The sequence below is a fragment of the Sphingomonas floccifaciens genome, assembly GCF_042681125.1.
Taxonomy (GTDB): domain Bacteria; phylum Pseudomonadota; class Alphaproteobacteria; order Sphingomonadales; family Sphingomonadaceae; genus Sphingomonas; species Sphingomonas floccifaciens.
Genome location: NZ_JBHUFC010000003.1, coordinates 1269459 through 1292197 on the forward strand (window position 1 = coordinate 1269459; position 22739 = coordinate 1292197).

Sequence of the window (22739 nt, forward strand, 5' to 3'; positions counted from 1 at the left end):
ATCACAGGAACAGCCTCGTCGGATCTATACCGAAGACGTCCGACACCGCCTTTTCGATGGCGGGATCACTTATTTTCTCGAGCATCGTCGCCAATGGTTTGCGCGAGCCGTTAAATCCCGCATCGATGCCGCCATCGCCTCCGCTTCTGCTCTTACCCATCTGGACGGTTTCGCGATCGGGCCTGCTTTCATAACGCAGGATTGTCGTCGCTATGGAGGCTGCGGCCTTAGTTGGCTCCCAATCGATGGGTTTGCCTTTTCGCCCCAGCAATGCGCGATCAACCAAGTCATCGACCGCGTTCAGAGCCTTCAGCAACTGTATCGCGATGTACGCGGAAAGCTCGGAGGGTTCGAGCCCATACCACAGACTGCTCAGGCTGATGTTGTTCAGGCCCTCGTCTCTGACGGTCTTGCGGGTGATCGCGCCGGCTTCGACGAGTGGGTCCCAAGTCTGATCGAGAAACGCCTGGACCTTAGCCGGATCGATCTGGCGACGCAGGAGGATGGCGCGGACCTCAAGTGCGATCAGGTAAACAAGGTCGCCGGCCTCGTTGTTGAGCAGTAGCTTTTTCTCTGCCAGCACTTTTCGGACCGTTTTGTCGGTGCCCAAGAAGGTCTGAGCGCATTCATAGATACGCTGGATGCGCAGAGCCGGCTCAGCAATGGTCGTCAGCAGAGCGTGGCCCGCCGACTTCCAATCTTCGACTCCGCAGAAGAGCCCGCCGTTCGGGCTGGTCGCAATCTGGCGGACATGCCTAGTCCGATAATGAGCGGAAGCGACCAGGACGAACCGGGCCTGATTAATGCACAGGTCGCGCACCCACGCATGTTTCACGTCATCTCGCCGGGCGAGTTGAATGGTCTGATTGACAGACGGGCCGAATGCAGCCTCATAGACCTTGGGATGCGTCGAACTGAGCATGAACAGCATGTCTGCATGACCAATCAGTCGATTGTGTATCCAGTCAGCAAGCACCCATTCCTCGACCGCTGTCTTTCGTTCGGGTGATGTGATCGCAAGAAGGTGATCTTTGATCGCTTGTAAATTGCGTTCCGGCACAAACCCGGTATTCGTTGCTAATGTGCTGCGCAGAATGGCGTCGCGGGATTGTTTCGCTGCCTGAAATTCTGCAGGTTGGACACGGCGCCCGTATCCGGCGTCGCAGATCCTATTGGCAATCAGAGTCGCGACCGGAATGACGCCGCCGAGAGCACGCACATTCTCCGCAACCGCATTCGCTGCCTGACTGTAGGTTAGCAATCGACGATTAGATGGGACCGGGCTGGAGCGCATACGACCATAGCCTCTGCTATGGACCGCATCCTGGCAGCGATCGGATTGGGTTTACCCTTTCTAGGGGTTTGACCGCACTCGGGGGCGATCTCGACCGACTGGGGGTTGACGCGCCCCGCTGCTTCTCCCTGTGGCGCCCAGTTCACGCCACCTGACCCTTGTCGAAGGCCCGCACCTTCAAAGCGATCGACGCAGCAGCGAATATCACACGTCAGACCGCCGCAAAAGCGGAAAATCTATCGCGAGACAACGGCCTAACGCTGCACCGCTCTGCTCCGGATAAGATGCACGTTTGGTGAAACGAAAGCGAGGCTAGCGCCGAAGGATTTGAGCGAAAGTCTTCTGTCGTTACACAGGAGACGAAAAAAATGAATATTGTCCTCGATATCGAGACAGTCGCAGACTTGAACGCATGCGAGAATGCGGGCGTTGACCCCGCCGCCGGCTTCCCGGCGTGGCCACTGCACCAGCTTCTTTGCGTATCGCTGCTCACCGTTCAGCGTGACCGCGACCAGCGGCACAAATTTGGGATCGAGACATTTTCTCGCTCCATGATGTCCGAGCGCGCCATCGTCGCAGAGGTCGAGCGGCGCCTTGAGGGATGCCGCTCGCTTCTGACATACAACGGGCGTGGATTCGACATCCCCGTACTTCTCGCTCGCGCTGCCATGACTGGGGAGCACACCCCAATGCTGCTACGCGCTGGGAGCCGATCAAACGCCGGCTTCCACACCGATCTACTGGACGAAATCACTTGTCAGGGTGCCGCCGTTCGACCTCGGCTGATCGACGTATGCGCCGGGTTCGGCATTCCTGCGAAACTGGATCTAGCTGGCACCAGCGTCGCCGAACTCGCCGCACAGGGCCATTATGGGCGGATCGAACGCTACTGCGAGTCCGATGTGATTTCGACCTGGCTCGCTGCCCAAATGTGGCGATCGACGCAGTCGTCCCACCCGGGGATCGAACACTGGCGCGAACTGGCGGCCTGGATTTTTACCAACCAGCCGAGGCTTTCCCACTTGCTTCCCTATGTTCCGGCGCCGAGCGTATCGGGTGGTGGAGCGTCGTTAAGCTCACATGGCGCTTACCTGATTGATCTTTAGTTGAAGCGCAGAATAGGTCTGCCGAGATCTGTGTTGATTTTATCGCCAGAACTTGAGCCGCCTTACACGGCGCGGACGTCAATAATGGGTGGATAGCGGAACGGCCGGTTTGGGCCGTCAGGTTTGCGTTCCCAGTCGTTCGTTCGCCAACCGTCAGACGGTAGCTACGCGTCTTGACTTTCGTCTTTTAAATTGATCGGCGGCGATCACGAAAGCTGCCGTTTGCCCGACCTGCTGGCTAACGTCAGCTACTGGTCAAAAGCGCCCATTCCCACCCGGTAGACGGCCACATCGAAAAGGGCTGCCAGACCACTGCCGCCTCGTTGCAAGCGGAAGCCATGAACAGCTGTCTGCCGAGGACTTTATGGCAGCAATGTCATTTAATCTATTGCGCGAAGTCTAGCGACTGCGAAGTTTCGCCGAAGAGAAAGATCCGCATTGGTTTAAACTCATGGTTCTTTGATGAGTTGACTCGGCCGGGTCGAAAGCGTCAAATTCCAGTGTGGCTGAAAGAATTCAAAACCTGGCGCTGCGACTGATACGGCAGGGCGTGGAGCCGGCGGACGCTGTGCGTGCGGGCGTTATCCTATACGACTTACCTTCGCTGGCCGGAGCAAAGATCGCGACTGGGCCAGTTGGCGGTGGTACGCCTAATTGGGCGGAATTCTTGGGGCTCACTGAAGGGCAGAAGGCTGACCTGTTCCAGCATTCAAGCTATGGGCTGGTCTTCGTCAGGGCGGCGGAACGCTGGTTCGCTGTTGCTTTTGGGCTTGGCCATGCGAAGCTTGACGCCGCAGCCATCGAGCAGGACTTCGGCCTCCGCGTGGTTCTTAATGCTGTCGACCATCGCAAGCTCAAGAGTGCAGATGTCCGCACACCGGACGCAAACACGCTCAATCGTCGATCGCAGGCGAGTCGTGGCGCCGAGCGAACGGTTTTCGAAATCGACCCCGAACGGGACATCGTTAGAGGCTTGCTCGGCGAACCGAAGGACAAGGCATTTGCGACACGTATCAGCGGGAGCGACAGCTTGTCGATTCGCCGCAAGGCGACGGTGGGCGACTTGCCAGCGATCTGCGCGCGGGCATTCGAGCTATACAATGAGGACGCGTATAAAGCCGAGTTCGGCTGGATCGACCACATCAGGCATGTTCGTGATCGAGGAACGCTCGCCAAGCTCGAAGCAAGCCTTGTCGATACGATGACGGGAGCGCTCATAAAAAACGCATCCGAAGTTGATGAGGTCAGCCTGGCCTTTCCTGCCATGTACGATCCAGACAAGGGTGGATCGGTCTCCTTTCGTGGCTACGGCTCGCGTCTGGTCTATCCTGATCTAGAGGTGGCGCATTACCTTCAGGGCCTGAAGGACAAGGGCAAGGCCGCCTACACGGCGGATATGCTCGACAGCCATTTTGTGCAGGAAGTTGACGAGGACGGGACTTCCGCCGGTTCATCTTGGAAGATGCGGGATTGCTTGGTTTACGAGACGAAGCTGGAAGGCTCAACTTACACCTTGTCCGGAGGGCGCTGGTACAAGATCGACAACACCCTCGCGGAGGAGGTCGAGGCGTACTTCGATGATGTCGCTAAGGTCGACTTGCCGGCGGCTGCCGCCGGGGATAACGAGAAAACTTATAACGCCGCGCTGGGAGCAGCAGGCGGTGACTTGCTATCGCTGGACGTCCAACTCGTGAAGCCGAGTGATGCTTCCTCGCCGATTGAGGTGTGCGACTTCCTTTCTAAGGGTGGCGCGCTTATTCATATCAAGGACAAATCTGAGTCTTCGAAGCTCAGTCACTTGTTCAACCAAGGTTTGGTGTCAAGTGTCGTGCTGAAGCGCGACGGCAAATTTCGCGACGCGGTTCGAGCAAAGATAGCGGCTCAGCCAGGCGGGGCTGTCTTCCAAGACATTATCCCGGCGGCCGACCAGCCGTTCGATACTTCTAAATTCACGGTAGTTTTCGGCGTGCTGGTCAACGCCGCACCGGGCAAGGAGCTGAAGCTGCCATTCTTCAGCCTGATCTCGTTTCGTCATGCCGCGAGGCGGATTGCCAACGAACTCGGCTACGGCGTGGCTTTCGCGTGGATCAAGAAGCCAGGTGTGGGTGCCGGCAAGAAGAAGGCGAAGGCAGTTGCGCCAGACGCGCCAGCTTGATGCGCGCGATCGAGGCGTTTTATCTCCTAGGGTCAGGACTCATTGGTCATAGCCAGAAGATGACGGTGGCCGCGAGGGCGACGGCAGAGAAGAAGACGGTTGGGCAGCGGTCGTAGCGAGTTGCGACGCGGCGCCAATCCTTCAGACGGCCGAACATGATCTCGATGCGGCTGCGGCGCCGGTAGCGGCGCTTGTCGTATCTGACCGGCTCGTTGCGCGATCTGCGGCCCGGGATGCAGGGCTGGATGCCTTTGGCTTCCAGGGCGTCTCTGAACCAATCGGCATCATAACCACGGTCGCCAAGCAGCCACTGTGCTTTCGGCAGATCGTCGAGCAAGGCTGCCGCGCCGGTGTAGTCGCTGACCTGCCCGGCGGTCATGAAGAAGCTCAAGGGCCGCCCGTCCGCATCGCTGACGGCGTGCAGTTTGGTGTTCATGCCGCCTTTCGTGCGGCCGATCAGACGGCCGAGATCCCCTTTTTTACCCGCAGACTCGATGCCGTGCGGTGTGCCTTCAGGTAGGTCGCGTCGATCATGACGGTCTTCGGCACGGCCTCCGCTGCCGCGAGACCTTCCATCATTCGCAGGAAAATACCCCTCTCGCTCCACCGCTTCCAGCGATTGTAGAGCGTCTTGTGCGGCCCATAGTCCTTCGGTGCATCACACCAGCGTAGCCCGTTGCGATTGACGAAAATGATGCCGCTGAGCACCCGCCGATCATCGACCCGAGGCTTGCCATGGCTCTTGGGAAAGAACGGTTGCAGACGCGCCATCTGCTCATCCGTCAGCCAGTACAGGTCGCTCATCCACTCTCTCCTCACGGAGCCTGAATCAGATCGCGCCTCCCACATCAATGGGTCCTGACCCTAGCGCAGCGGCGGCTCGGCCGCGGAGCTGCCAGTCGGATACGGACCAGATCGCGACGTTCGCCGGTTGAGCGATTAACGACAGCTTGTGCAAAGAGCTGCCGTTTCACCTCCGATTATCGTAGCGAATATTGAGATTGGAATGGCGATGGCGGCGTACGTGACCGCGACCGCGTGATGCTGCCATGCCCAAACTGAAACGCCGCACCGTTGACATTACGAGTGGTAAGCATATCTTACCAACCGTAAGAGACGGAGAGTCGCGATGGACGCTAACATTATCAAGGCCAAGCTAATCGAAGTGCTGCAGACCGTGCAGACGCTGAGCGGCGAAGACTGCCCCACGATCGACGGGGGGACGAAGCCCGCCGAAGCCTTGCCGAAGTTCACCAGCAAGGTTTGGCCGGTCGCTGCCGGCATGCTCAGCATCGCGCTGGGCAAGTCCATCCCGTGCGAAGCGAACATCTTTGTCGATGACGACACGAAAGTGCCGCTCGCGATCGACCAGACCGTCGCGCTCGTTCTCATGATCTTTGAAGCGCAGGACGCCAAGGAAGCCGAAGAGGCCGTGGCGGGATGACCGACGCACCCTCGGATAAGACTGCGACACTTCCGACGCGCCTTCGTGCCGCGCGTGAGGCTGCCGGCCTCTCGCAAGGTCAGGTCGCCAAGCTGATGAACATGCACCGCCCTACAATTTCTGAAATGGAAGCCGGCAATCGCCGGATCACCGCCGACGAACTCGCGAAGCTCGCCGACCTCTACGACACCAAATTGTCGTGGCTGCTGGGCGACGCGCCCGAACGTGCCGCGACCGACGATCCCAAGCTGCAGCTCGCTGCTCGCGAGCTTAGCAAACTCAAGCCCGATGACCTCGACCTCCTCCTGAAGCTCATCGCCGCCATGAAGTCCGACGATGACGAGAAAGGAGCCTAACCCATGAAAGCGCTTGCCAAGACGATGATGCACAACCGCCGCGCCTTGGCAAACAAGGCCATGAAGGCAGCGATTACGGCGCGGCTGAAAGCCGGCAAGGATCTGGTCAGCCCGGTCTGCATCTATTCGATTGCAGAAGCGCACGGGGTTCGCGTGACCTTCAACGACATCAACATGGAAGGGATGTACCAGCGCGGCTCGCCGCCGCGCATCCATCTCTCCAGCAAGCGCCCGTTGCCGCGCCGCGCCTATAATTGCGCGCACGAACTGGGCCACCATCTGCTCGGGCATGGATCGTCAATCGACGAGCTGCGCGAGAACCAGCTGGTCCGCCCGTGGGATGTGCCCGAGGAATACAGCGCCGACACCTTCGCCGCCTATGCCCTCGTGCCGACCTTGGGGCTGCGCAATGCCTTCGCCGTTCGCGGCCTGAAACCGGAAACCGCGACCCCGATCGATATCTATCGCATCGCCTGCCTGTTCGGCGTGGGGTACTCGACGCTCGTCACGCACCTGCTGTGGGGCGAGGCGATGATCAGCCGCGCTCGGGCGGACGCGCTGCACAAGTTCACGCCCCGCACGCTACGCGCCCACATCCTCGGTTCGCTCACCCCGAACCCGCTCATCGTCGCCGACGAGGCATGGGGCGGCCATGCGATCGACGCTGAGGTCGGGCACCTCCTGCTGCTTCCGACCGGCACGGTCGCGCACGGCGACGCCGTGGTGCCGGTCGCTGATCTGGAGAGCGGACGCCTGTTCGAGGCGAAGCGCCCGGGCCTGGTCCGTATCGATCGCCCGGGAACCGATTGGGCCGCCTTCGGGCGTATTGCGCGTACGGCCTATGTCGGGCGTGCCGAATTCCGCCATTTGGAGGATGATGCAGATGAGTAAGGCATCCCGACCGGAGAATCCGGAGCCGTTGATGATCGCGGCGAAGAGCGTGTCCGAGGCCTATGCCCGAACCTTGCTCCACGTTCTTGAGCATCAGGGAAATGAGATTGCCCCGCTTGTTCTTACCATGGATGGGTTCGGCGACGGGTATGAAATCCCGGAAAATACCCAGGTTCGCGCCGCACTGGATGCCCTTTTGAGCAAGAAAAAGAAGCGGGACGTCGAAGACGTCGCCTACACGATCTTCCCGCAGCGGCTCTGGACCATGGCACAGGGCGACCGCGCCAAGCTGTTCGAATTCTACAAAATGGCGTTCCCCTTCTATCGCGCCCAGAATCCCAAAGCTAATGGCAAGGGCCTCTATTTCGAGCGGCTGATGATGTACGGCCGCGGCCCTTGCGACGGAAACCAGTTGGAGTGGATTTTGAGTCAGTATGATAGCCGCCCTGGCGTGCGCCGGTCGATGTGGCAGGCAACGACTTTCGACCCCGACCGCGACCATAGCGCGACCGCCCAGCTTGGTTTTCCCTGCCTTCAGCATGTGAGCTTTGTGCCCACGAAGGCTGGTCTGGTCACCAATGCCTTCTACGCCACCCAGCAGCTGTTCGATAAAGCTTATGGCAACTATCTCGGGCTCGCCCAGCTCGCCGCTTTCATGGCGCATGAAATGGGCATTCCGCTCGCGCGTCTCAACGTGACGATCGGGGTGGCCAAGCTGGAGCGAATCACCAAAACGGACAGCGCGATGAAGCCGCTGATCGAGGCAGCCCGCGCCTGCGTGGCGCCGGCTCCGCGGCCGTCTGCGTCCCTCCAGCTCGCCGCGCAGCCGGCCTGACGCGCTGTGACCAAGACTGGTACCCCGTGCGGTCGCAAGCGCGGCCGCCCTGCCAAGATTCCCGCAGCGACGTCGCGGACTTTTGAGTTCGACTATTCCGCCGCGGCGGCGCCGGCGGCGCCGATGATCATTTCGAGCCATCTGGCGCCAGCCAAGACGACAGCCGTCTACGACAGCTACTGGCGCTTCGCGGCTGAGCGGCAGCGGATATTCTATCGCCGCGCCCTCGGCAGCCCATGGCCGTGGACCGATAATCCGGTGATGGGCGTCTTCAAATTCACCAACGCCTACCGGGCGTCCGATCGCGTGAGCCAGTATCTGATCCGCCATGTGATCTACCGGGAGGACCTTCCCACTTCGATCGACGAAGTGGTGTTCCGCATCCTGCTGTTCAAATTGTTCAACAAGATCGAGACTTGGGAGAAGCTCGAAGGCGCGCTCGGATCGGTCACTTTCGCCGATTATCGCTTCGAGCATTACGACGCCGTCCTGACGCGGGCAATGGCCGAAGGGCACCGTATCTACTCGGCCGCTTACATCATGCCGCCGGGCAGCTCGGCGTTCGGCCACAAGGCCAAGCACCAGAATCACCTCAAGCTTCTTGAGATGATGATGGCGCAGTCCCTCCCGCAGAAGCTTGCATCGGCGCACACGATGCAACGCGGCTTCGAGTTGCTGCGCGCCTATCCGACGATCGGCGATTTTCTCGCCTATCAATTTGTCACCGACGTCAATTACAGCGAGGTGACGAACTTTTCCGAAATGGATTTCGTGATCCCGGGACCGGGCGCCCGCGACGGCCTGCGCAAATGTTTCGCCGACACGGGCGGCCTGAGCGATGCTGAACTGATCCGCTTGATGGCCGACCGGCAGGAGCAGGAATGTGCGCGGCTGGGCCTGGAATTTCCCTCGCTCTGGGGGCGGCCACTACAGCTCATCGATTGCCAGAACCTGTTTTGCGAAGTCGATAAATATGCCCGCGTGGCGCATCCTGAAGCGGCAGGTCTCACTGGCCGCACGCGAATCAAACAGAAGTTCGCCGCACAGGCCCAGCCCATCGAATTCTGGTATCCACCTAAATGGGGTATCAATGATCGTATTGCCGCCGGTGCGGTGCCGAACGAAGCGTTTGAGGCAACTCGGCCGGGCGCTGCAAATACGCAAGATGAAAGCGTCTAGGTCGGGAGCATTGCGGTGGATCTAAAAGCCTATCAAGCGCAGGCGCTGCTTACCGACAAGGTGCCGAGAACCAGTGAAGACGAAGCCGCGACGGCGTTAATCGTGCCGATGCTGGGCCTGGCCGGCGAGACTGGACAGCTGCTGAGCGAATACAAGAAGCATTTGCGGGACGGCGCGGCGCACCGTCTCTTCAAGGACCGGGTCGGCGAAGAGCTTGGCGATCTCTTATGGTACATCGCCAATGTCGCGAGCAAGTTCGGCCTCGACCTCGATCAGATCGCCGAGAAGAATCTAGACAAGGTTCGCGCGCGTTTTGCGCCCTCCAGTGCGCAGGCGCCCCAGCGCGATTCCGAATTTCCCGACCTCGAGCGCTTGCCGCGCCAGATGATCGTGCGCCTGGCCGAAGAGCACGAGACGGGGCCGAGGCCGAAAGTGCGGATGACGATCAATGGCGAGGGTATCGGGTCGCTGCTGGGCGACAATGCCTATGATCCCGACGGCTACCGATTTCATGATGTTTTCCACCTGGCCTATGCGGCGGTTCTGGGCTGGTCGCCGAACCTGCGGGCGTTCCTCAAGCGTAAGCGCAAGAGCCGCCCGCTGCTCGACGAGGTGGAGGACGGCGGCCGGGCTCGGATCATCGAAGAAGGCGTGTCCGCCTTGGCCTTCGACTATGCGCGCGTGCATAGCTTCCTCGATGGCGTCAGCGAGATCGACTACGGGCTGCTGCGCACGATCCAGAGCATGACGTCGCATCTGGAGGTCGGCGGCGCCAGCGCAGCCGATTGGGAGCGCGCGATCTTGGAAGGCTTTGCGGTCTGGCGGCAGGTCCTCACCAACAACGGCGGTGAGATTTCGGTCGATCTCGACGCCCGCACGATCAGCTACCTCGGCGCGCTCTGAGTTCCCAGAGCGATCACGCTCGCCAAGGCCATGTCACCTTCATGGCTGGTGCTGACCAGCCAAGACACGATGCCAAGCGCCTCGGCGCGTGCCTGTGCCTCGCCATGCAAGGCGATTGTCGGAGCGCCGGAAGGCAGCGTTATGACCTCGATGCCGAGGAAACCGACCCCGCCCGAGAAGCCCGTGCCGAGCGCTTTCATGACGGCCTCCTTGACGGCAAGTCGCCCGGACAGACGCGCGACGCGATCCGCGCCGGTCCCGGCAGATTCCTGTTCGTGTAGCGTGAAGCATCTGGTCAGAAGCTGATCGGTCGGATCAGCGAGCAAACGGGCGGTGTGGGCGATGTCGACCAAATCGATGCCGTGCGCGATGATCATATTGTCAGCTCGTTCATATTTCTGACAAATCTCTCAGACGGCTTGTCAGACTGGTGTCGCGAATTTTGACGAACGGGAGGAGCATGATGGTGGCGACGGGGTTCTGGAGCGGAGAAACGCTATCTACACGTTTGCCAGCGCTCATCGCGCCATTCGACAAAGACCGAATAGATTGTTCAGCATATACCTTGAGCATGGGTCGCGAGGTTTATGTTTCTCCAAGCGATCAATCTGAAGATCCAGAAAGCGTTACGATCCGCAAGCTGGCTGATGGTGATGCGTTCACGATTCCGCCGGGCCAGTTTGCATTTCTACTGACCGAAGAAATCGTAGAAGTGCCCGATGATGCGCTGGGCTTCATATCGATCAAAGCGAAAATCAAGTGGCGCGGCCTCATCAATGTTTCGGGGTTTCATGTGGATCCTGGCTTCAAGGGGCGTCTGATCTTCTCTGTCTACAATGCGGGGCCGGTGCCGGTCCACCTTCGGCAGGGGCAGCCGATGTTCCTACTTTGGCTTTCGAGCCTTGATCGCCCGACAAAATTGGGCCGAAAGAATGCGGCACAACTCTCATTCCCGGCAGAATTAATACCTAGCATTTCCGGCGAACTGCAATCAATTGCCGGGATCAACAAGAAAATTAAGGATGTTGATAAAGACCTCACCAGCCGCATCCACGCAGTCGAACGCGAACAAACCTATTATAGGGTCATCGCGCTAATTCTGATGCTATTCGTCGGTGCCATGGTGACAAATTGGGTGCGCGAAGGTGGCTTGCAGCAACTTCTGGCCGCCTCGTCAACCGGGCCGGATCAAGCGGATAATGCAAGCGTCGACCCGCGCGTCAATTCGAGTGGCGCAATCCCTTCAAATGCGGCGGACTCGGTTTCAAACTCAAATGAAGCCGGCGGTGGGGTTAAATAATGCAATTGCTGCGGCCCACCGCACCAGAGGACCTCGCAAACCTATCTTCCGCGTTTTCTTTCGTTGATCGGACGCGAGCGTTGGTTTAAGCGCGCTGACCGGCTAGACGAGAAACAACTCCGGTCGCCATATCGATGGAAAACATTCCATTCGACAAATGACACGCGCGCGTGTCTGCTCCGTTCATTAGCTAGATGGAAGTGTGTCGACTTTAGCGATCCAAAACTTATAGGCTGCCAGTGCGCTATCGGCCCAGTCGCGGCCGCCGCGCGAGGGAGGTCTAGCAAACGCCGAATGTCTGCTCGCGGCAAGACCTGACATTCAGGCCAGAACTTGGGAATGACGGCTTTGTCCCATATCGAGCCATTCGACCAGCGCTCCCGCAGCATGAACCAATGACCGGAGTTCGGAAGTCGAAAAGCGCCAGCGAGTGTCGGCAAATGGGTCTGCTCAGACGTCGGTACGCTCCGCCAGCGCCGGCGCATCTTCAACGTCTAAGCCGAGGACGAAAGATACTGTCGACCTTCGCGTAGCGAAGGTCGATGTGCACGGCTGAATAGTTGCTTGTCGCTTTGACGTGATCGATACCCTTGTTGCAGAAGAAAATGCGTTCCTCAATGCTAAGGCGGAAGGCCGTTGAAGCCACGGCTGATATGCAGAAGCATTAGAATGCGGTGGATAGCCGCATCCACGCCGCCGCGTTTGTAGCTCCACGCTGGTTGCCGGCGTTCGCGCCGTAGGCAGCGCCTACCGCTACCCGTGTTTGGTGCATGACCTTGGTCCAGCCCAACTCCAGGTCGAGCTCGCGCGCGTTCGGGGCGAGGTCGAACCGGCGAATGACGTCGGTGATTGCGCGTGCCGACAGGTCGAAGCCACTTGGGGCGGCGAATGACACGGGAGCACGATCGACACGCAAAGGCGCCGTGAGGCCTAACGAGGTAAATCCACCCAGCAGCCGGTGATCGGCTTGAAACCGGAAGCCGGTGGAAATGATCGGCTCGAATGAGAGCCGAGCAATGCGGGCGTCCACGATCGTGCGCCCGGCAATCGCTTCTGCAGTTAGCCGGAACCCGGCGAGCTTGCCGTTCCAGCCCACCGACGCGAAAGTGCTGTCCGCTCCACGGATAGCGTAGTCACCTAGTCCGGTCAGCCCAAGCGCCGACCCGATCTCGCGGGTGGTCGTGACGCCCAGCGCCACGCCGATGGGAGTCGTGAGCACCGTGCGTTGTGTACGAGAACTTGCACCGCGGCGTTGTTGTGTTGCGTGGGAGGTAGCCAGCGTCCAACGACTTGATTGGACCGTAAAGGTCGATCCGTACGTAGCGATGCCGAGCGGTCGCAGCAGCGATCCCGAAACCAATCCGCTCGTCTCAATGGCGCCGCCGACCTGACCGCTGACGACCACATGCTCCGATGCCCTGAAGCCGAAAGCTCGCGGCCCGGTAACGGTCGCGGCGTGTGGACCGACGTTGCGATTGGTCCAGTTCATTGCGCCCGCTTGATTGAGCGGGATGGGCGTCCATGCCGGTGTTGGAGCGGCCAATGTGCCGTAGAGCGAGAAGGATTGTGCCGGAGTAGCATGGCCCGCGGCGCCGATATCGACGGCAAAGTCGCGTCCGTACTGGTCGATCGCCACGGTCTGCCCCGCGAACCCGGCCCAGCGGGCCGCGCCATCGCTCGACCCGAAAGCACCGGAGAACACCAGGGAGCGGGCAGCGGTCGAGGCGGCGGCATACGTGGCATCTGGGACCAAGGCGGTCTTCGGCTTCAGGGCGTTTTCCAGATCGAGCAGGCCGACGCCGTATATCTGATCCACGCCGGGGGCACCCAGATCCTTGGCGGTATCGAGCAGGATGCGGCTGATTTCCTTGCCGCCCAGCTGCGGCCAGTATTCCTTCAGGATTGCGGCGGCGCCCGCGATGGCCGGCGCGGCGAGGCTGTTGCCGGTCACTAATTCTGTACCGCCGCCAATCCTGGTCACCTCGATGCCGTCCGCGACGACGGCGAGGGTGCGGTCTGCGAGAGCGCCGGGGCTGCCGTTGTCGGGATGCGCCTGAAAGCTTGAATTGACGCGGATGCCGAAGAGAAACCAGTCCTTGTTGGCGAGGTCCGTGCCGACGAGGCTCTCGCTGATCTGGCTTCTATGGCTGTCGCCCGCGAAGTTGCGGACGGACTCGATGACCAGCATGTTGCTGGAGCGTACGCGATCCATCGCGGCGCGAGCTTCAGTTGCCGCTCCGGGGGCGAAGCTGCCGTTGATCGACATGGTGATGACGAACGCCCCCTTGTCGACCGCATGGTTCAGGGCGGCTGGGATGGCGCTCCCGTTCAAACCGCCCTCGGTGAGTGTCGATGTCGCTGTGACCGCGTCGAGGTTCGGAGCCGCGACCTTGAGCGCGAGGATGGTCGCGCCTGGCGCGACGCCCTGAATACCGGAGCTGTTTGCGGCGGCCGCGGCCACCGATGCCGTTCCCGTGCCATGGCCCTGGACGTCCTGCAGCCCGAAGGAGATCGTCTCGGGCGCACACGTGCCACAGCGGGCATAGGTAGCGTCGAACGACTTGCTGTCGGCAGAGATGCGGCCCGCGAATTCGGGGTTGGGCAGATCGATGCCGCTGTCGATCACGGCGATGGTTACGCCCTTGCCGGTCAGCCCTTTACCGTAGGCCGTTTGCGCCTTCATACCGACGAGCGGCTTCGACGACAGGTACTCGGCGGTCGGCGTGTAGCCGGTCGATGGTACCGGGGCCGGTGCGGGAGAGGGACTCGGAGTGGGGGCGGGCGCTGCAACCGGGGGAGCCGTCGAACCGTTCGACGCGACGCCGCCACCGCCACCGCACGCGGCAAGCATGGTGGCCCCAAGGAAAGCGGTGGTCGTCCTCAGCGTGATGATAGTCTTCGTCATGCTCGTGCCCCTTCCCGTTTCGGGGTGGGTCGAACCCTTGTCGACGGACCGCAGACGAGCGCGTGCGTGGAGCGCGACGCTCCGCACGCATTACGACACGCGACTGAGCCGCGCTTCGCTTCGACTGCAGGGTTTCGACGCCCCGGCCCATCGGCAGATGTGCGCCGCTGACCCTATCCGCCGGAGGTTAAAACTTTGGCTTCCCCCCGGCCGCAGGTGTCGCTGGAATACTTCTTGGCATCTTTCGGCACGAGTTCTACCGTGCAGCCGCCCGCCATTCAGGCGGGCCGAGGCGTCGAAACCTCGCAGCGAATTCCCGGTCGAAAGACCGGCCGGTTGCTCTCTGGCGACCGGGTGGCGGACGCGTATGTCCAAGGCCACCCGGCCCAAAGGCGTCCGCGCCTGCGCTGCGGGTTTCGAACACCCGGTTCCACCAGGGCCGGCGTCGCCTCGATCACGATGGCGACGCCGCCGGTGCGGCGCCCGCGAGAGGGGGCAGGATCCGATGGTGATGCACGTTTTGATGGCGCTGACCGCGGCGGCGACAAGTCCGGTGCAGGCGTCGGCCGCGATGGAGCGACCAGATCTGCCACGGACGGGCCCAGCGACGATGGACGTCGCCGGGGTGAAGTTGGGTATGTCCGCTGCAGAGGCGCGGTCGGCATTGGCTCGTGCTGGGTATGTGGTCGAACGCGCCGACGAGACACAGGATTTCGAGCAGGAGGTGGCATCAGAGGTCAACGTCCGCCTGAAGGGCGTCGGGCTCCTGCGAGGCAAGTCCCGGGGTGTGTCGAAGATTGTGGCTCATGGCCCCGGCCGCGAGTATCTGACGATAGACTTCGCGCAATGGCCGGCGGGTTCGCTGGCAGCGGTCGTCTATCTTAGTGTGCCGCAGGATCGTCAGCCGAGCGAAGCGTTTCGCGCCCAGGTCGCCGCGCGATACGGCAAGGCCACGCTTCAGCCGGGCGGCTATGAGCCGAGATGGTGTACCGCCGGCGATGCCGACTGCTCGATAATGTCGTCCCCATCGTTGCCGAACCTGTCCGTGTCCTTTCCGACGCAGTCGCTCTGGTTGCGATACGGTGAAGGCACCGATCGACAGCGGCGACAGGCGGTCAAGGTGGCTGTCGATGCGAAGATGCCACCCGCCCGACGCTCGGCTTTCTGATCGGCGGAGACCGGCACGATGTCGCTGTTGACGGGCTATTTCATCGGCAACGCTGCGGGCAGGGTGATGCTTTCCCGATTGGTGATTGTCATGGCCATCTGGATCGCCATCCCACTGATCGCCGGCCGTCTGGCGGACGCGAACATATCCCAGTCGGCGGGGACAATTGCCACGGTTGCAGTCCCGGTCGTCGTGCTCGTCTGGGCGCTCGTCCGCCCGACCGCGTCCCGGATAAAATTGACCCTGCTCGATGGCATCTTCGCCTGGAGCCGGATCGTTGCGATCGTGTGCGCCGGGCGACTGGTCTTCAAGCTGTTCGAGGCGGGGTTCGCGCTGTCGCCGCTGGCGCAGGATGAACGAATGTTGGCGTTGCTCATCGCTGCGATGGCGACCAGCTTCGCGCTGGGGTGGTGGATTGAGCGGGACGCCCGAAACGCCGCGATGGAGGCTTCATGATGAAGGTCGGGCGCAAGGTTTTGTTCGCGTGCTGTGCAGGCGGCATGTTGGCAACCACGCCGCCGATGGCCCGTACTACAATTATGTCGACTCGTCCGCCGTCCAAACAGTCCATCCGGGCTTTCTTCGGCGAGCGCCGCCAGCCGATCTACTTCGACGACACGCTGGCGAGGCAGTTCGCGCTGGGCATCAGCGGGGGTATTGAGGATAAGCGGAGATTGCCCGGTGGCGACCACTTCGTCGCGACCTGTCGCCCGCATAACTGCGAGGACAAGGCTGCTGTGGTCCAGACACGCGATGGGCGCATCGTCGGTGCTGGTATGATCGGCTTCCGCTGCCGCAACCGCGGCGCTGGCGTGCCGCCGTGCGACGAGCGGCCCAGCGCTTTCGTGTTCGTGACGCGGGCAACTACTGCGAGAGCGCGAAGCGTATTGCGGGCATGGGCCAGCGCACGGCTGTCTGATCCGATGGTCGAGACTGATCGCGTGACGCTCAGTTGCGAAGCGGCCGTAGTCGAGTTGAACTGATACTTCTCGTCACCGATTTTGACGCGATCGTGACCATAAAGACAGCTGCATCGGCGTCGTTGCCAAAACGACCAAAACTCTTGCTGTCTCTTGCCGTCTAGAACTTCGCTGGCGCGGGTAAAGCTGGGTCGTCAACCGACTAACGACTCCGCTGACGGAAGCGCAATGCGGCCCGATGTATTTGATCCCATTGTGGCAGCTTAGCCCGGTCCTGTCCGGGCCTAAGATTTAGGCAAGGTTTGATCAGGATTATGTGAGCGAACGATGTCGTTCGAACGAAATTTAAGGATCGATATAGTGACCATCGACACCTCAGAACATGATGTCCAAGAGCCTACGGGTCTGACGAGCCGGGTGCGAGAAATTGCATCACGTATTGCCACCGAGACTGACGCTGTCGCTACCGTGACGCCGGCTTCGGCAGACATTCTCGGCGTTGACAACGACGGCGTGCGTGTCAGCTTCGCGATTGATGGCGTCGATTTGATCCTGCTGGTCGATGAAGGATCCAGCAGAGGCCAAAACGACGCATTTATTGTCGACGCGCTGCGCAGCCGCATCGCTGAAATGAGGACGCAGCGAGATCGCTTTGCCGACCATCTTTCGCGCATTCGCAACCGCGTCGAAAGCTCGATCGAACGTGCCAAGGCGGGCATGCGACTGATCAGCTTCGCGATGGAGCCGCTACCGTTCTGGGCGGCGTTCAATTGGCGTCGCGTACAATTCGATGCCGCGATCGAGACGCTGAATCCGATGCTCCAAAACGAGACGATGGTCATCGGCGGCACGACTCCGCGTGCGTTCGCCGGAGACATTGCCATGATGGCTCGGTCGCAGCGGCGCCGCCGCCGTATGAAGGCGCGCCTCGACGCCAACCATGCCGTGCTCGAGATCGATGCGCTTGCCGATGCGGCGATTGCCGCGCATGGCCGAGATTGCAGCCAAGTCATCGCGCAATTGCGAACCGGTTGGCGGCAACTCGATCTGATCAGCGAGGACCTGCCGGGAGACCGCAACACCGTATCGGTTGTGCTGTGGGAGGGGCGGATTTTTCTGTCGGCTCGGCTTGGTAAGACCGCGCCGACAGGACTGATTCACGGCTCCGAACTGCGTATCGACAGAGCGTTGAATGCCGAAGCTCTGGCGCGCGTCGTCGGCAACCCGGCGCATCAGCTTCTGGGCGATGACACAGTCGTTGGCGGTGCAGCGATCACGTCAGGAAGGTCGCGGCGTGAAGGCTATACCGACTTCAAATTGAAGGTATCCCGACGCTTCGTACGAGAGGCAGAATTGCAGGCTGCCTGACGGACGCGTCACATCTTAACACGTGGAGCCCGAGCGCCCTTCCAGGATGCTCGGGCTTATTTCATTGAGCCGCTCATTTTGATCATTCGTCAGTGTCGGACGGCTCATCGTTTGATTCACTCGACGCTCCGGTTCGGAAGCCACCGAGCACGGCTGAATAGTCGTTTCGCAAACCTGTGCGGCGTACGCTGGTGCGACGCTGTTCGTGATTACGGAACGTTCGCTTTCCAAGCGGGCTCAGCGGCTTGCCTACCGCCCTCGCCTCGGCCCGTTCGGCCTCGACGTCGGCATACGCCTCCGCCAGGACCTTCTGGATCGCCCGGTGCAGCTTCATCTCAACCTTCACGTCGCCGGCGAAGAAATCGAGCTGTTCCATGATCGTCCGCGCGGTGTCCTCGCGCTTGGCAATTTGCTCCTCGATCCACGCGCGACCGTGCTCGTCGAGCGTCGCCTCGAACACCGGATCACGCCGCTGATACGCACTGATCGCGCGCAGCAGCGTGAACGCCGGCCCCATGGCAAACATGCCGGCCATGATCCTGCTCTCATCAATCAGAAGCCGGTAACAGACCGCCGCTCGCAAATGAGCGTCGGCTTCCTTCACGGCCTGCTCGCAAAGCGCGTGCCTCGCCTCGGCGATAGCGAGGTTTTCGCGCGCGGTCGCGACGTCCTGTGCCGCGGTGGCACGCAGTCGAACGGCGGACTGCCATGCCCCCCGGGCCGACTTCTTCTGACCGCGCGACGGGTCAACCATGGGCTTACCGGCGACGGGTGCCGCGCCACCTTCAATCCAGTCCAACCACTGCCCTGCGTCGATCTCGTCAGGCAGGATTTCAAGCATCCCGCACAGCAACCGAGTGTCGCGCGCGGGAGCATCCGCAAGTTTGGCGATACGCTCGATCGCGAGCGGATTTTCCTTCGCGGTCAGGATGAGTTCCGCCATCAACCTGCTGAGGGCATTTGCTACCTCGGCGGACACTTTGCTGGTGTTCAGTCCGTCCATCTCCAACCTCCGAACTTCACTTGGCGGAGTGCCAAGCCCGACCGCTTTGCCTGTGATTTGCAAGGGCTTCCGGGTAACCCGACCTGCAGAATATGGAACGCGCGCGATGCGCGCGGGAAGCGCGCGTGGCGCATACACACGTGCGTGCCACGTACGCGCGCATGCGCCGCCCGCATGCGAGTGAGGGAGGAAAGGGGTAGGTATTTGCGCAATAAGGTAGTCGTCGACGACTACCGATGGATGGGGGGAGCAGGATGTTGCTCAGGCCCAGTGGGCGAACGATCCCCCGAAAAACGGCCGGTCGTTGAGGCCGCGGTCCGGCAGGCATCGCGTGGGTCCGCCGCTGTCGCTCCGGAAGGCGAGAAGGTTTATTTCTGAGGTGGGCTGGCCGCCGCGGCGTGTCGGAGTCATCCTATTGCCATGACCTGAGCTTCGAGAGCCACCGTGAACCTGTCCGATCGCCTGTTCCGTGCCAGTGCCGCCGTCCGCGCGATGATCTCGCGGCAGGCGCTGGAGGAGCTCGGCGGAGCGAAGCCCGGGCGGCGGGTCAAGGCTGAGAAGGGACTGGAACGGCATCGCCAGGGCGGGGGATTGTCACGCCGGAATATCGACCTGAGTTTTCCGGCGCCGCCACGCTGGCGACCGATGACAACGGCCGGTGCGACGAGCTTTCACTTCTCGCTATCTTCCGTGAGCAACGTCAGGCCGGCGGGCAGGAAGGCACCGAATGGTGCCCTGGCGTTCGAGCGTTACATCACAGCGGAACAGGACCGGGCGACGGTCAACGAACGTTACGTCGTCGATAGAGACGAGGGTGTAGAAGGTAAGTCGCGAACAGCCTTCGTGGTCAGCAACATCTCGCGCGGTGCGGCGGAGCGCGAGCGGTTCTGGACGGCGGTGAGTGCCGCCGCCTCGACACCATCGCCGCCAGTCTTGAAGATCCGACCGGCATGCGGCGACCTGTCGGAGCTGATCCGCCTGACCGAAGACGCGGCCACGCCACGGTCTGTTAGAGAAGCGCTACGGGAAGTCGTCGATGCGTCGAACGCTGGGAACAAAACGACGTGTCGTCGTGTCCATCGTATCGAACTCGACAACCACGCTCTTCCTTGGGCAGAGGCGCTGGACATCAGCCGGTATGGATCGCGGCGCGATGAGCGGTTGATCCACTTCGTCCATCCGCGCGGCGGGGTCCTGCAATGGCAAATCGAGGCCGAGTTCCCGGATGAACTCGGCGACCACGACAATCGTGCCATCGCCGATGCCTTCGGATCGTTACTCGATAAGTTGGGACTGAAGTACACGATAGCTGCACATGAGTCGACGCACCGCAACGACCCACGAAATCGTCATCCGCACATCCTGATCTATCCCGGCGCATGCCGACAGGGGTATGATGGTCAGTGGGAGTTTCGCGGCGGCAAATTGCAGCCTGGCGATCTCGCCGCCCGATTGGGCGAGGCGACCCGGGAAGAGCTCCTCCGTTTGAGTTTCAAGCAGCGATCCGCTGCCGACGTCGCGGCGCTTCGACATGCCTTTGCAAAGATCGTCAATGACCGGCTGATCGCCTGCGGTGTCCGTCGTCGCTACGATCCGCGGACCTATGTAGAAATGGGGATTGATCAGGCGCCCGGAGAGCACCTGGGCAGCGCCGCAGCGGCGTTGGTCGACGCCGGCTTTGCGGTCGAGATCGACCGTCGGAATGCGGTCAAAGCCTGGTCTGCACGACAGCGGCAGGCAGAGCGGGAGATCGCCGCCGAGCTCGATCAGCACGACGTCGTTCTGCACAAGCTTGATGCTGCCGCACCGGCCGGCGACGAGGACGAACTGGCCAGACTGCGCCTGGCCTATGAGGACGCTCGCGACCGTCTGGCCAAGACCCTACGCGCCGTAGCAGATTGGGATCTTTCGACCGAGATGGCCCGGTCCGCAGCCGAACGCTTAGCGGCGAAAACCTCCGACGTCCTGGCTGCGATTGCGGACGGTTCGGCCAGTGCAGCGGAGGCGCGGGCGGTCGCGACCTATCGTGCCCGCAGCGATATCGCGTGTGCACATCTAGACGCCGTGAACGAAGCAATTGAGCCGCATGGCGATACGGTGCGCGCGGCGCGACGCGAGGTCGCGAACCTCCGCCAAAACCTCGCCCAGCTCGATCGGAAGATCGATGCGGCAATCGAGCGGCAGAGCGTTTGCGAGAGTCGTGATCGGACCACTCGGCGGTGGGCCGATGACACCGTGCTGATGCCGGATCGTTATCCAATGCCGCTTGATGGCGAAGCGCATTTCGATGCGCTTTTAGAGCATCTGACGCGGCAGCGGTCGGCCGAGTGGTCGACCCCGGCAAACCGCTTCGTGTTCATCGTTCGATCGGATAGCGACAGCAAACAATATGCCGCTATTGGACTACGTCCGGCTGACCGTACGCTGGTTGCGCAACAGCCCTACAAGCGGCGGTTCGATGCCGTGCTGCAAGAGGCCGGCAAGCTGCAGGACAAGGAGATCGGGCGCGTCATCGACTACATCGCGGCGCACGGTGAGGCGTCGCTGCTCGGCTCGGACTCCGGCGCGCCACATCGGACCGTTCGCCGGCACTATAGGCTATACCGACATCACCCAAGGTTCGGCGATCTGCTGCCTGGCGCACAGGCCAGATTCGATGCTTCGCAGCGGTCCTTGGTAAATGCGCCACCCGCGGCGGGGCAGCCCGCCGCCGTGCTGTCCGCTGAACCTGCCGCTGTTGCGGACTCGGTCTTGGAAGAGAGGCCGATTGAGTTGTCCGCTACCGTGACCACGGTGGTGATCAAGGCCGTTGTTTCGACGAAGACGTCCCGAAATCTCAGCGAGGCAAATGCCCGGGATGGCTGCGTCGCGTCGGCATCGCAGGCCGCGATGAATACTACCATTCAGTCGGCGGCGCACATCCCACCGCAGATACCCGCCGATGCTGACATAAGCGGTGACAAGCCGGATCGAGGAGGGGGCTCGATGCCCCTTCCGGCCGGTCGGGATGCGCTGCTGCCGGAAGCGAGCGATGACGAAGCTGAACCGAGCCGTGAAGATGCCTCGTCATTGCCGACCAAGGCCAGTTCTCAATCGCCAGCTGGCCCGCAGACAGCCCAAAGCGACGGGGCTGAAACGATTGCTCGGCCGTCACTGAAGATGCCCGGTGAGCGTCAAGCACAGATGGCATCGTTAACGAGCGAAGCCGTGCCGACGCCGCTCTCCTCGCCTTCCGACGCCGCGGACAAGGAACACAAACCTGTCGCAGCGGCAGCAACGCTGGACAACCCTGTTGCTACCGAGCGAAGAGCTCTCGGCGCTCCTGCCGCCGCTGAAATCGCTCCCAAGCGTACGACGGCAACGACGTCGCCGAGAAGTCGTCCGCAATTATCGCCAGAAAGCGACGAAGTTTCTTCTCGACCGACGCTGATGGAGCAAGCCCGCCGTCTTGCAAGACAGCGTGCGCCGATGTCCTCTGCCGCCACGATTTCGTCACCGACCACCACGTCGCCGTCCGTTCCAGATCACAAGGCCGAACGGCTAGAGCTTGCCCGACAAGTTGTCCGCGACTTCAGAGAGCATACACTCTATCAGCGCCTTCCGAAGGCAGAGCGCGAAGTCTTCGAAGCCGCGCTCGTCGGCCCAATGACCGATCTGGTGGACGGGCATAGTTCGCTCAGGATCGAGAACGGCAAGCTGCTGGCGGCAGGCCGGCATGACGAGATTATCGATCGGCTTCGCGTCTTGGCGGTGTCCGATTGCGGTTACTGGCTTCTGGTCAATGCTGCGAAATCCATGCCGGCCGAACCGCAGACCGGGAAGGCGTGGGCGGTGATCGATCAGACAGGCGTGGCTGCCGCCACGCCAGCATCAATCGACCAGGGCCGCGGGCACTCACAAAGGTAAGGCGCC

General features: G+C 61.4%; 19 protein-coding genes. 14 read left to right on the plus strand and 5 right to left on the minus strand.

Features of this window, described 5'->3' with window-relative positions; all coding sequences use genetic code 11:
- Position 1 precedes the first annotated feature (1 nt).
- A complete protein-coding gene (locus tag ACFSC3_RS12940) occupies positions 2-1294 on the minus strand; it encodes a hypothetical protein (RefSeq protein ID WP_380940844.1) in 1293 nt (430 codons plus the stop codon).
- A gap of 368 nt (positions 1295-1662) precedes the next feature.
- On the opposite strand from ACFSC3_RS12940, the gene ACFSC3_RS12945 reads away from it, so the two are divergent.
- Positions 1663-2400 (plus strand): ribonuclease H-like domain-containing protein, encoded by a 738-nt coding sequence (locus ACFSC3_RS12945; RefSeq protein ID WP_380940845.1) that lies wholly within the window; start codon positions 1663-1665, stop codon positions 2398-2400.
- Positions 2401-2950: 550 nt separating this feature from the next.
- Positions 2951-4555 (plus strand): DUF6119 family protein, encoded by a 1605-nt coding sequence (locus ACFSC3_RS12950; RefSeq protein ID WP_380940846.1) that lies wholly within the window; start codon positions 2951-2953, stop codon positions 4553-4555.
- 46 nt (positions 4556-4601) lie between these two features.
- On the opposite strand, the gene ACFSC3_RS12955 is transcribed toward ACFSC3_RS12950, so the two are convergent.
- Positions 4602-5359, minus strand: a protein-coding gene (locus ACFSC3_RS12955; protein WP_096614366.1) for an IS5 family transposase whose coding sequence is annotated in 2 segments (ribosomal slippage) — positions 4602-5038 and positions 5038-5359 — 759 coding nt in all. Because the reading frame shifts where the segments join, the coding sequence is not laid out codon by codon here.
- Positions 5360-5720: 361 nt separating this feature from the next.
- Here ACFSC3_RS12955 and ACFSC3_RS12960 point away from each other — a divergent pair.
- The 6 genes from ACFSC3_RS12960 to ACFSC3_RS12985 are packed head-to-tail and all read left to right on the plus strand — an operon-like array spanning position 5721 to position 10163.
- Positions 5721-5999 (plus strand): hypothetical protein, encoded by a 279-nt coding sequence (locus ACFSC3_RS12960; RefSeq protein WP_380940847.1) that lies wholly within the window; start codon positions 5721-5723, stop codon positions 5997-5999.
- A complete protein-coding gene (locus ACFSC3_RS12965) occupies positions 5996-6355 on the plus strand; it encodes a helix-turn-helix domain-containing protein (protein WP_125658626.1) in 360 nt (119 codons plus the stop codon). The genes ACFSC3_RS12960 and ACFSC3_RS12965 overlap by 4 nt, the downstream gene beginning before the upstream one ends.
- A 3-nt stretch (positions 6356-6358) precedes the next feature.
- The gene (locus ACFSC3_RS12970; RefSeq protein WP_380940848.1) at positions 6359-7246 is read left to right on the plus strand and encodes an ImmA/IrrE family metallo-endopeptidase; all 888 of its coding nucleotides are present in this window, start codon (positions 6359-6361) and stop codon (positions 7244-7246) included.
- A complete protein-coding gene (locus tag ACFSC3_RS12975; RefSeq protein ID WP_380940849.1) occupies positions 7239-8081 on the plus strand; it encodes a thymidylate synthase family protein in 843 nt (280 codons plus the stop codon). Before ACFSC3_RS12970 ends, ACFSC3_RS12975 begins: the two co-directional genes overlap by 8 nt.
- Positions 8082-8087: 6 nt before the next feature.
- On the plus strand, positions 8088-9260 hold the full coding sequence (locus ACFSC3_RS12980; protein WP_380940850.1) for a nucleotide kinase domain-containing protein: 1173 nt from the start codon (positions 8088-8090) through the stop codon (positions 9258-9260).
- Between the two features lie 15 nt (positions 9261-9275).
- Positions 9276-10163, plus strand: coding sequence for a nucleoside triphosphate pyrophosphohydrolase family protein (locus ACFSC3_RS12985; RefSeq protein WP_380940851.1), 888 nt, complete (start codon positions 9276-9278; stop codon positions 10161-10163).
- On the opposite strand, the gene acpS is transcribed toward ACFSC3_RS12985, so the two are convergent.
- Positions 10145-10540: a holo-ACP synthase gene (gene acpS, locus ACFSC3_RS12990; RefSeq protein WP_380940852.1), complete on the minus strand. Its 396-nt coding sequence runs from the start codon at positions 10538-10540 to the stop codon at positions 10145-10147. The two genes, ACFSC3_RS12985 and acpS, sit on opposite strands and share 19 nt — an antisense overlap.
- Positions 10541-10623: 83 nt before the next feature.
- Between acpS and ACFSC3_RS12995 the strand changes: the two genes are divergently transcribed.
- Positions 10624-11463, plus strand: a complete 840-nt coding sequence (locus ACFSC3_RS12995; protein WP_380940853.1) for a dCTP deaminase domain-containing protein — start codon at positions 10624-10626, stop codon at positions 11461-11463.
- 664 nt (positions 11464-12127) lie between these two features.
- On the opposite strand, the gene ACFSC3_RS13000 is transcribed toward ACFSC3_RS12995, so the two are convergent.
- Positions 12128-14368, minus strand: a complete 2241-nt coding sequence (locus tag ACFSC3_RS13000; protein ID WP_380940854.1) for a S8 family peptidase — start codon at positions 14366-14368, stop codon at positions 12128-12130.
- Positions 14369-14879: 511 nt separating this feature from the next.
- On the opposite strand from ACFSC3_RS13000, the gene ACFSC3_RS13005 reads away from it, so the two are divergent.
- From ACFSC3_RS13005 to ACFSC3_RS13020, 4 genes are all read left to right on the plus strand, one after another.
- Positions 14880-15536, plus strand: coding sequence for a hypothetical protein (locus ACFSC3_RS13005; protein ID WP_380940855.1), 657 nt, complete (start codon positions 14880-14882; stop codon positions 15534-15536).
- Positions 15537-15554: 18 nt separating this feature from the next.
- On the plus strand, positions 15555-15992 hold the full coding sequence (locus tag ACFSC3_RS13010) for a hypothetical protein (protein WP_205498114.1): 438 nt from the start codon (positions 15555-15557) through the stop codon (positions 15990-15992).
- Positions 15989-16519, plus strand: coding sequence for a hypothetical protein (locus tag ACFSC3_RS13015; RefSeq protein ID WP_205498113.1), 531 nt, complete (start codon positions 15989-15991; stop codon positions 16517-16519). Before ACFSC3_RS13010 ends, ACFSC3_RS13015 begins: the two co-directional genes overlap by 4 nt.
- 297 nt (positions 16520-16816) lie before the next feature.
- A complete protein-coding gene (locus ACFSC3_RS13020; protein WP_205498112.1) occupies positions 16817-17824 on the plus strand; it encodes a hypothetical protein in 1008 nt (335 codons plus the stop codon).
- Between the two features lie 82 nt (positions 17825-17906).
- On the opposite strand, the gene ACFSC3_RS13025 is transcribed toward ACFSC3_RS13020, so the two are convergent.
- Positions 17907-18827: a hypothetical protein gene (locus ACFSC3_RS13025; protein ID WP_205498111.1), complete on the minus strand. Its 921-nt coding sequence runs from the start codon at positions 18825-18827 to the stop codon at positions 17907-17909.
- Between the two features lie 444 nt (positions 18828-19271).
- Between ACFSC3_RS13025 and ACFSC3_RS13030 the strand changes: the two genes are divergently transcribed.
- Entirely contained in the window at positions 19272-22733 is a 3462-nt protein-coding gene (locus tag ACFSC3_RS13030; protein WP_205498110.1) for a MobA/MobL family protein, read from the plus strand.
- Positions 22734-22739: the final 6 nt, after the last annotated feature.

Bases quoted from the DNA above. Each gene is read 5' to 3' on its own strand.
- ACFSC3_RS12945 (WP_380940845.1), top strand. From the start codon at position 1,663: ATGAATATTGTCCTCGATATCGAGACAGTCGCAGACTTGAACGCATGC.
- ACFSC3_RS12940 (WP_380940844.1), bottom strand. From the start codon at position 1,294: ATGCGCTCCAGCCCGGTCCCATCTAATCGTCGATTGCTAACCTACAGT.
- ACFSC3_RS13005 (WP_380940855.1), top strand. From the start codon at position 14,880: ATGCACGTTTTGATGGCGCTGACCGCGGCGGCGACAAGTCCGGTGCAG.
- ACFSC3_RS13025 (WP_205498111.1), bottom strand. From the start codon at position 18,827: ATGGACGGACTGAACACCAGCAAAGTGTCCGCCGAGGTAGCAAATGCC.
- ACFSC3_RS13000 (WP_380940854.1), bottom strand. From the start codon at position 14,368: ATGACGAAGACTATCATCACGCTGAGGACGACCACCGCTTTCCTTGGG.
- acpS (WP_380940852.1), bottom strand. From the start codon at position 10,540: ATGATCATCGCGCACGGCATCGATTTGGTCGACATCGCCCACACCGCC.
- ACFSC3_RS12970 (WP_380940848.1), top strand. From the start codon at position 6,359: ATGAAAGCGCTTGCCAAGACGATGATGCACAACCGCCGCGCCTTGGCA.
- ACFSC3_RS12995 (WP_380940853.1), top strand. From the start codon at position 10,624: ATGATGGTGGCGACGGGGTTCTGGAGCGGAGAAACGCTATCTACACGT.
- ACFSC3_RS13015 (WP_205498113.1), top strand. From the start codon at position 15,989: ATGATGAAGGTCGGGCGCAAGGTTTTGTTCGCGTGCTGTGCAGGCGGC.
- ACFSC3_RS13010 (WP_205498114.1), top strand. From the start codon at position 15,555: ATGTCGCTGTTGACGGGCTATTTCATCGGCAACGCTGCGGGCAGGGTG.
- ACFSC3_RS12965 (WP_125658626.1), top strand. From the start codon at position 5,996: ATGACCGACGCACCCTCGGATAAGACTGCGACACTTCCGACGCGCCTT.
- ACFSC3_RS12975 (WP_380940849.1), top strand. From the start codon at position 7,239: ATGAGTAAGGCATCCCGACCGGAGAATCCGGAGCCGTTGATGATCGCG.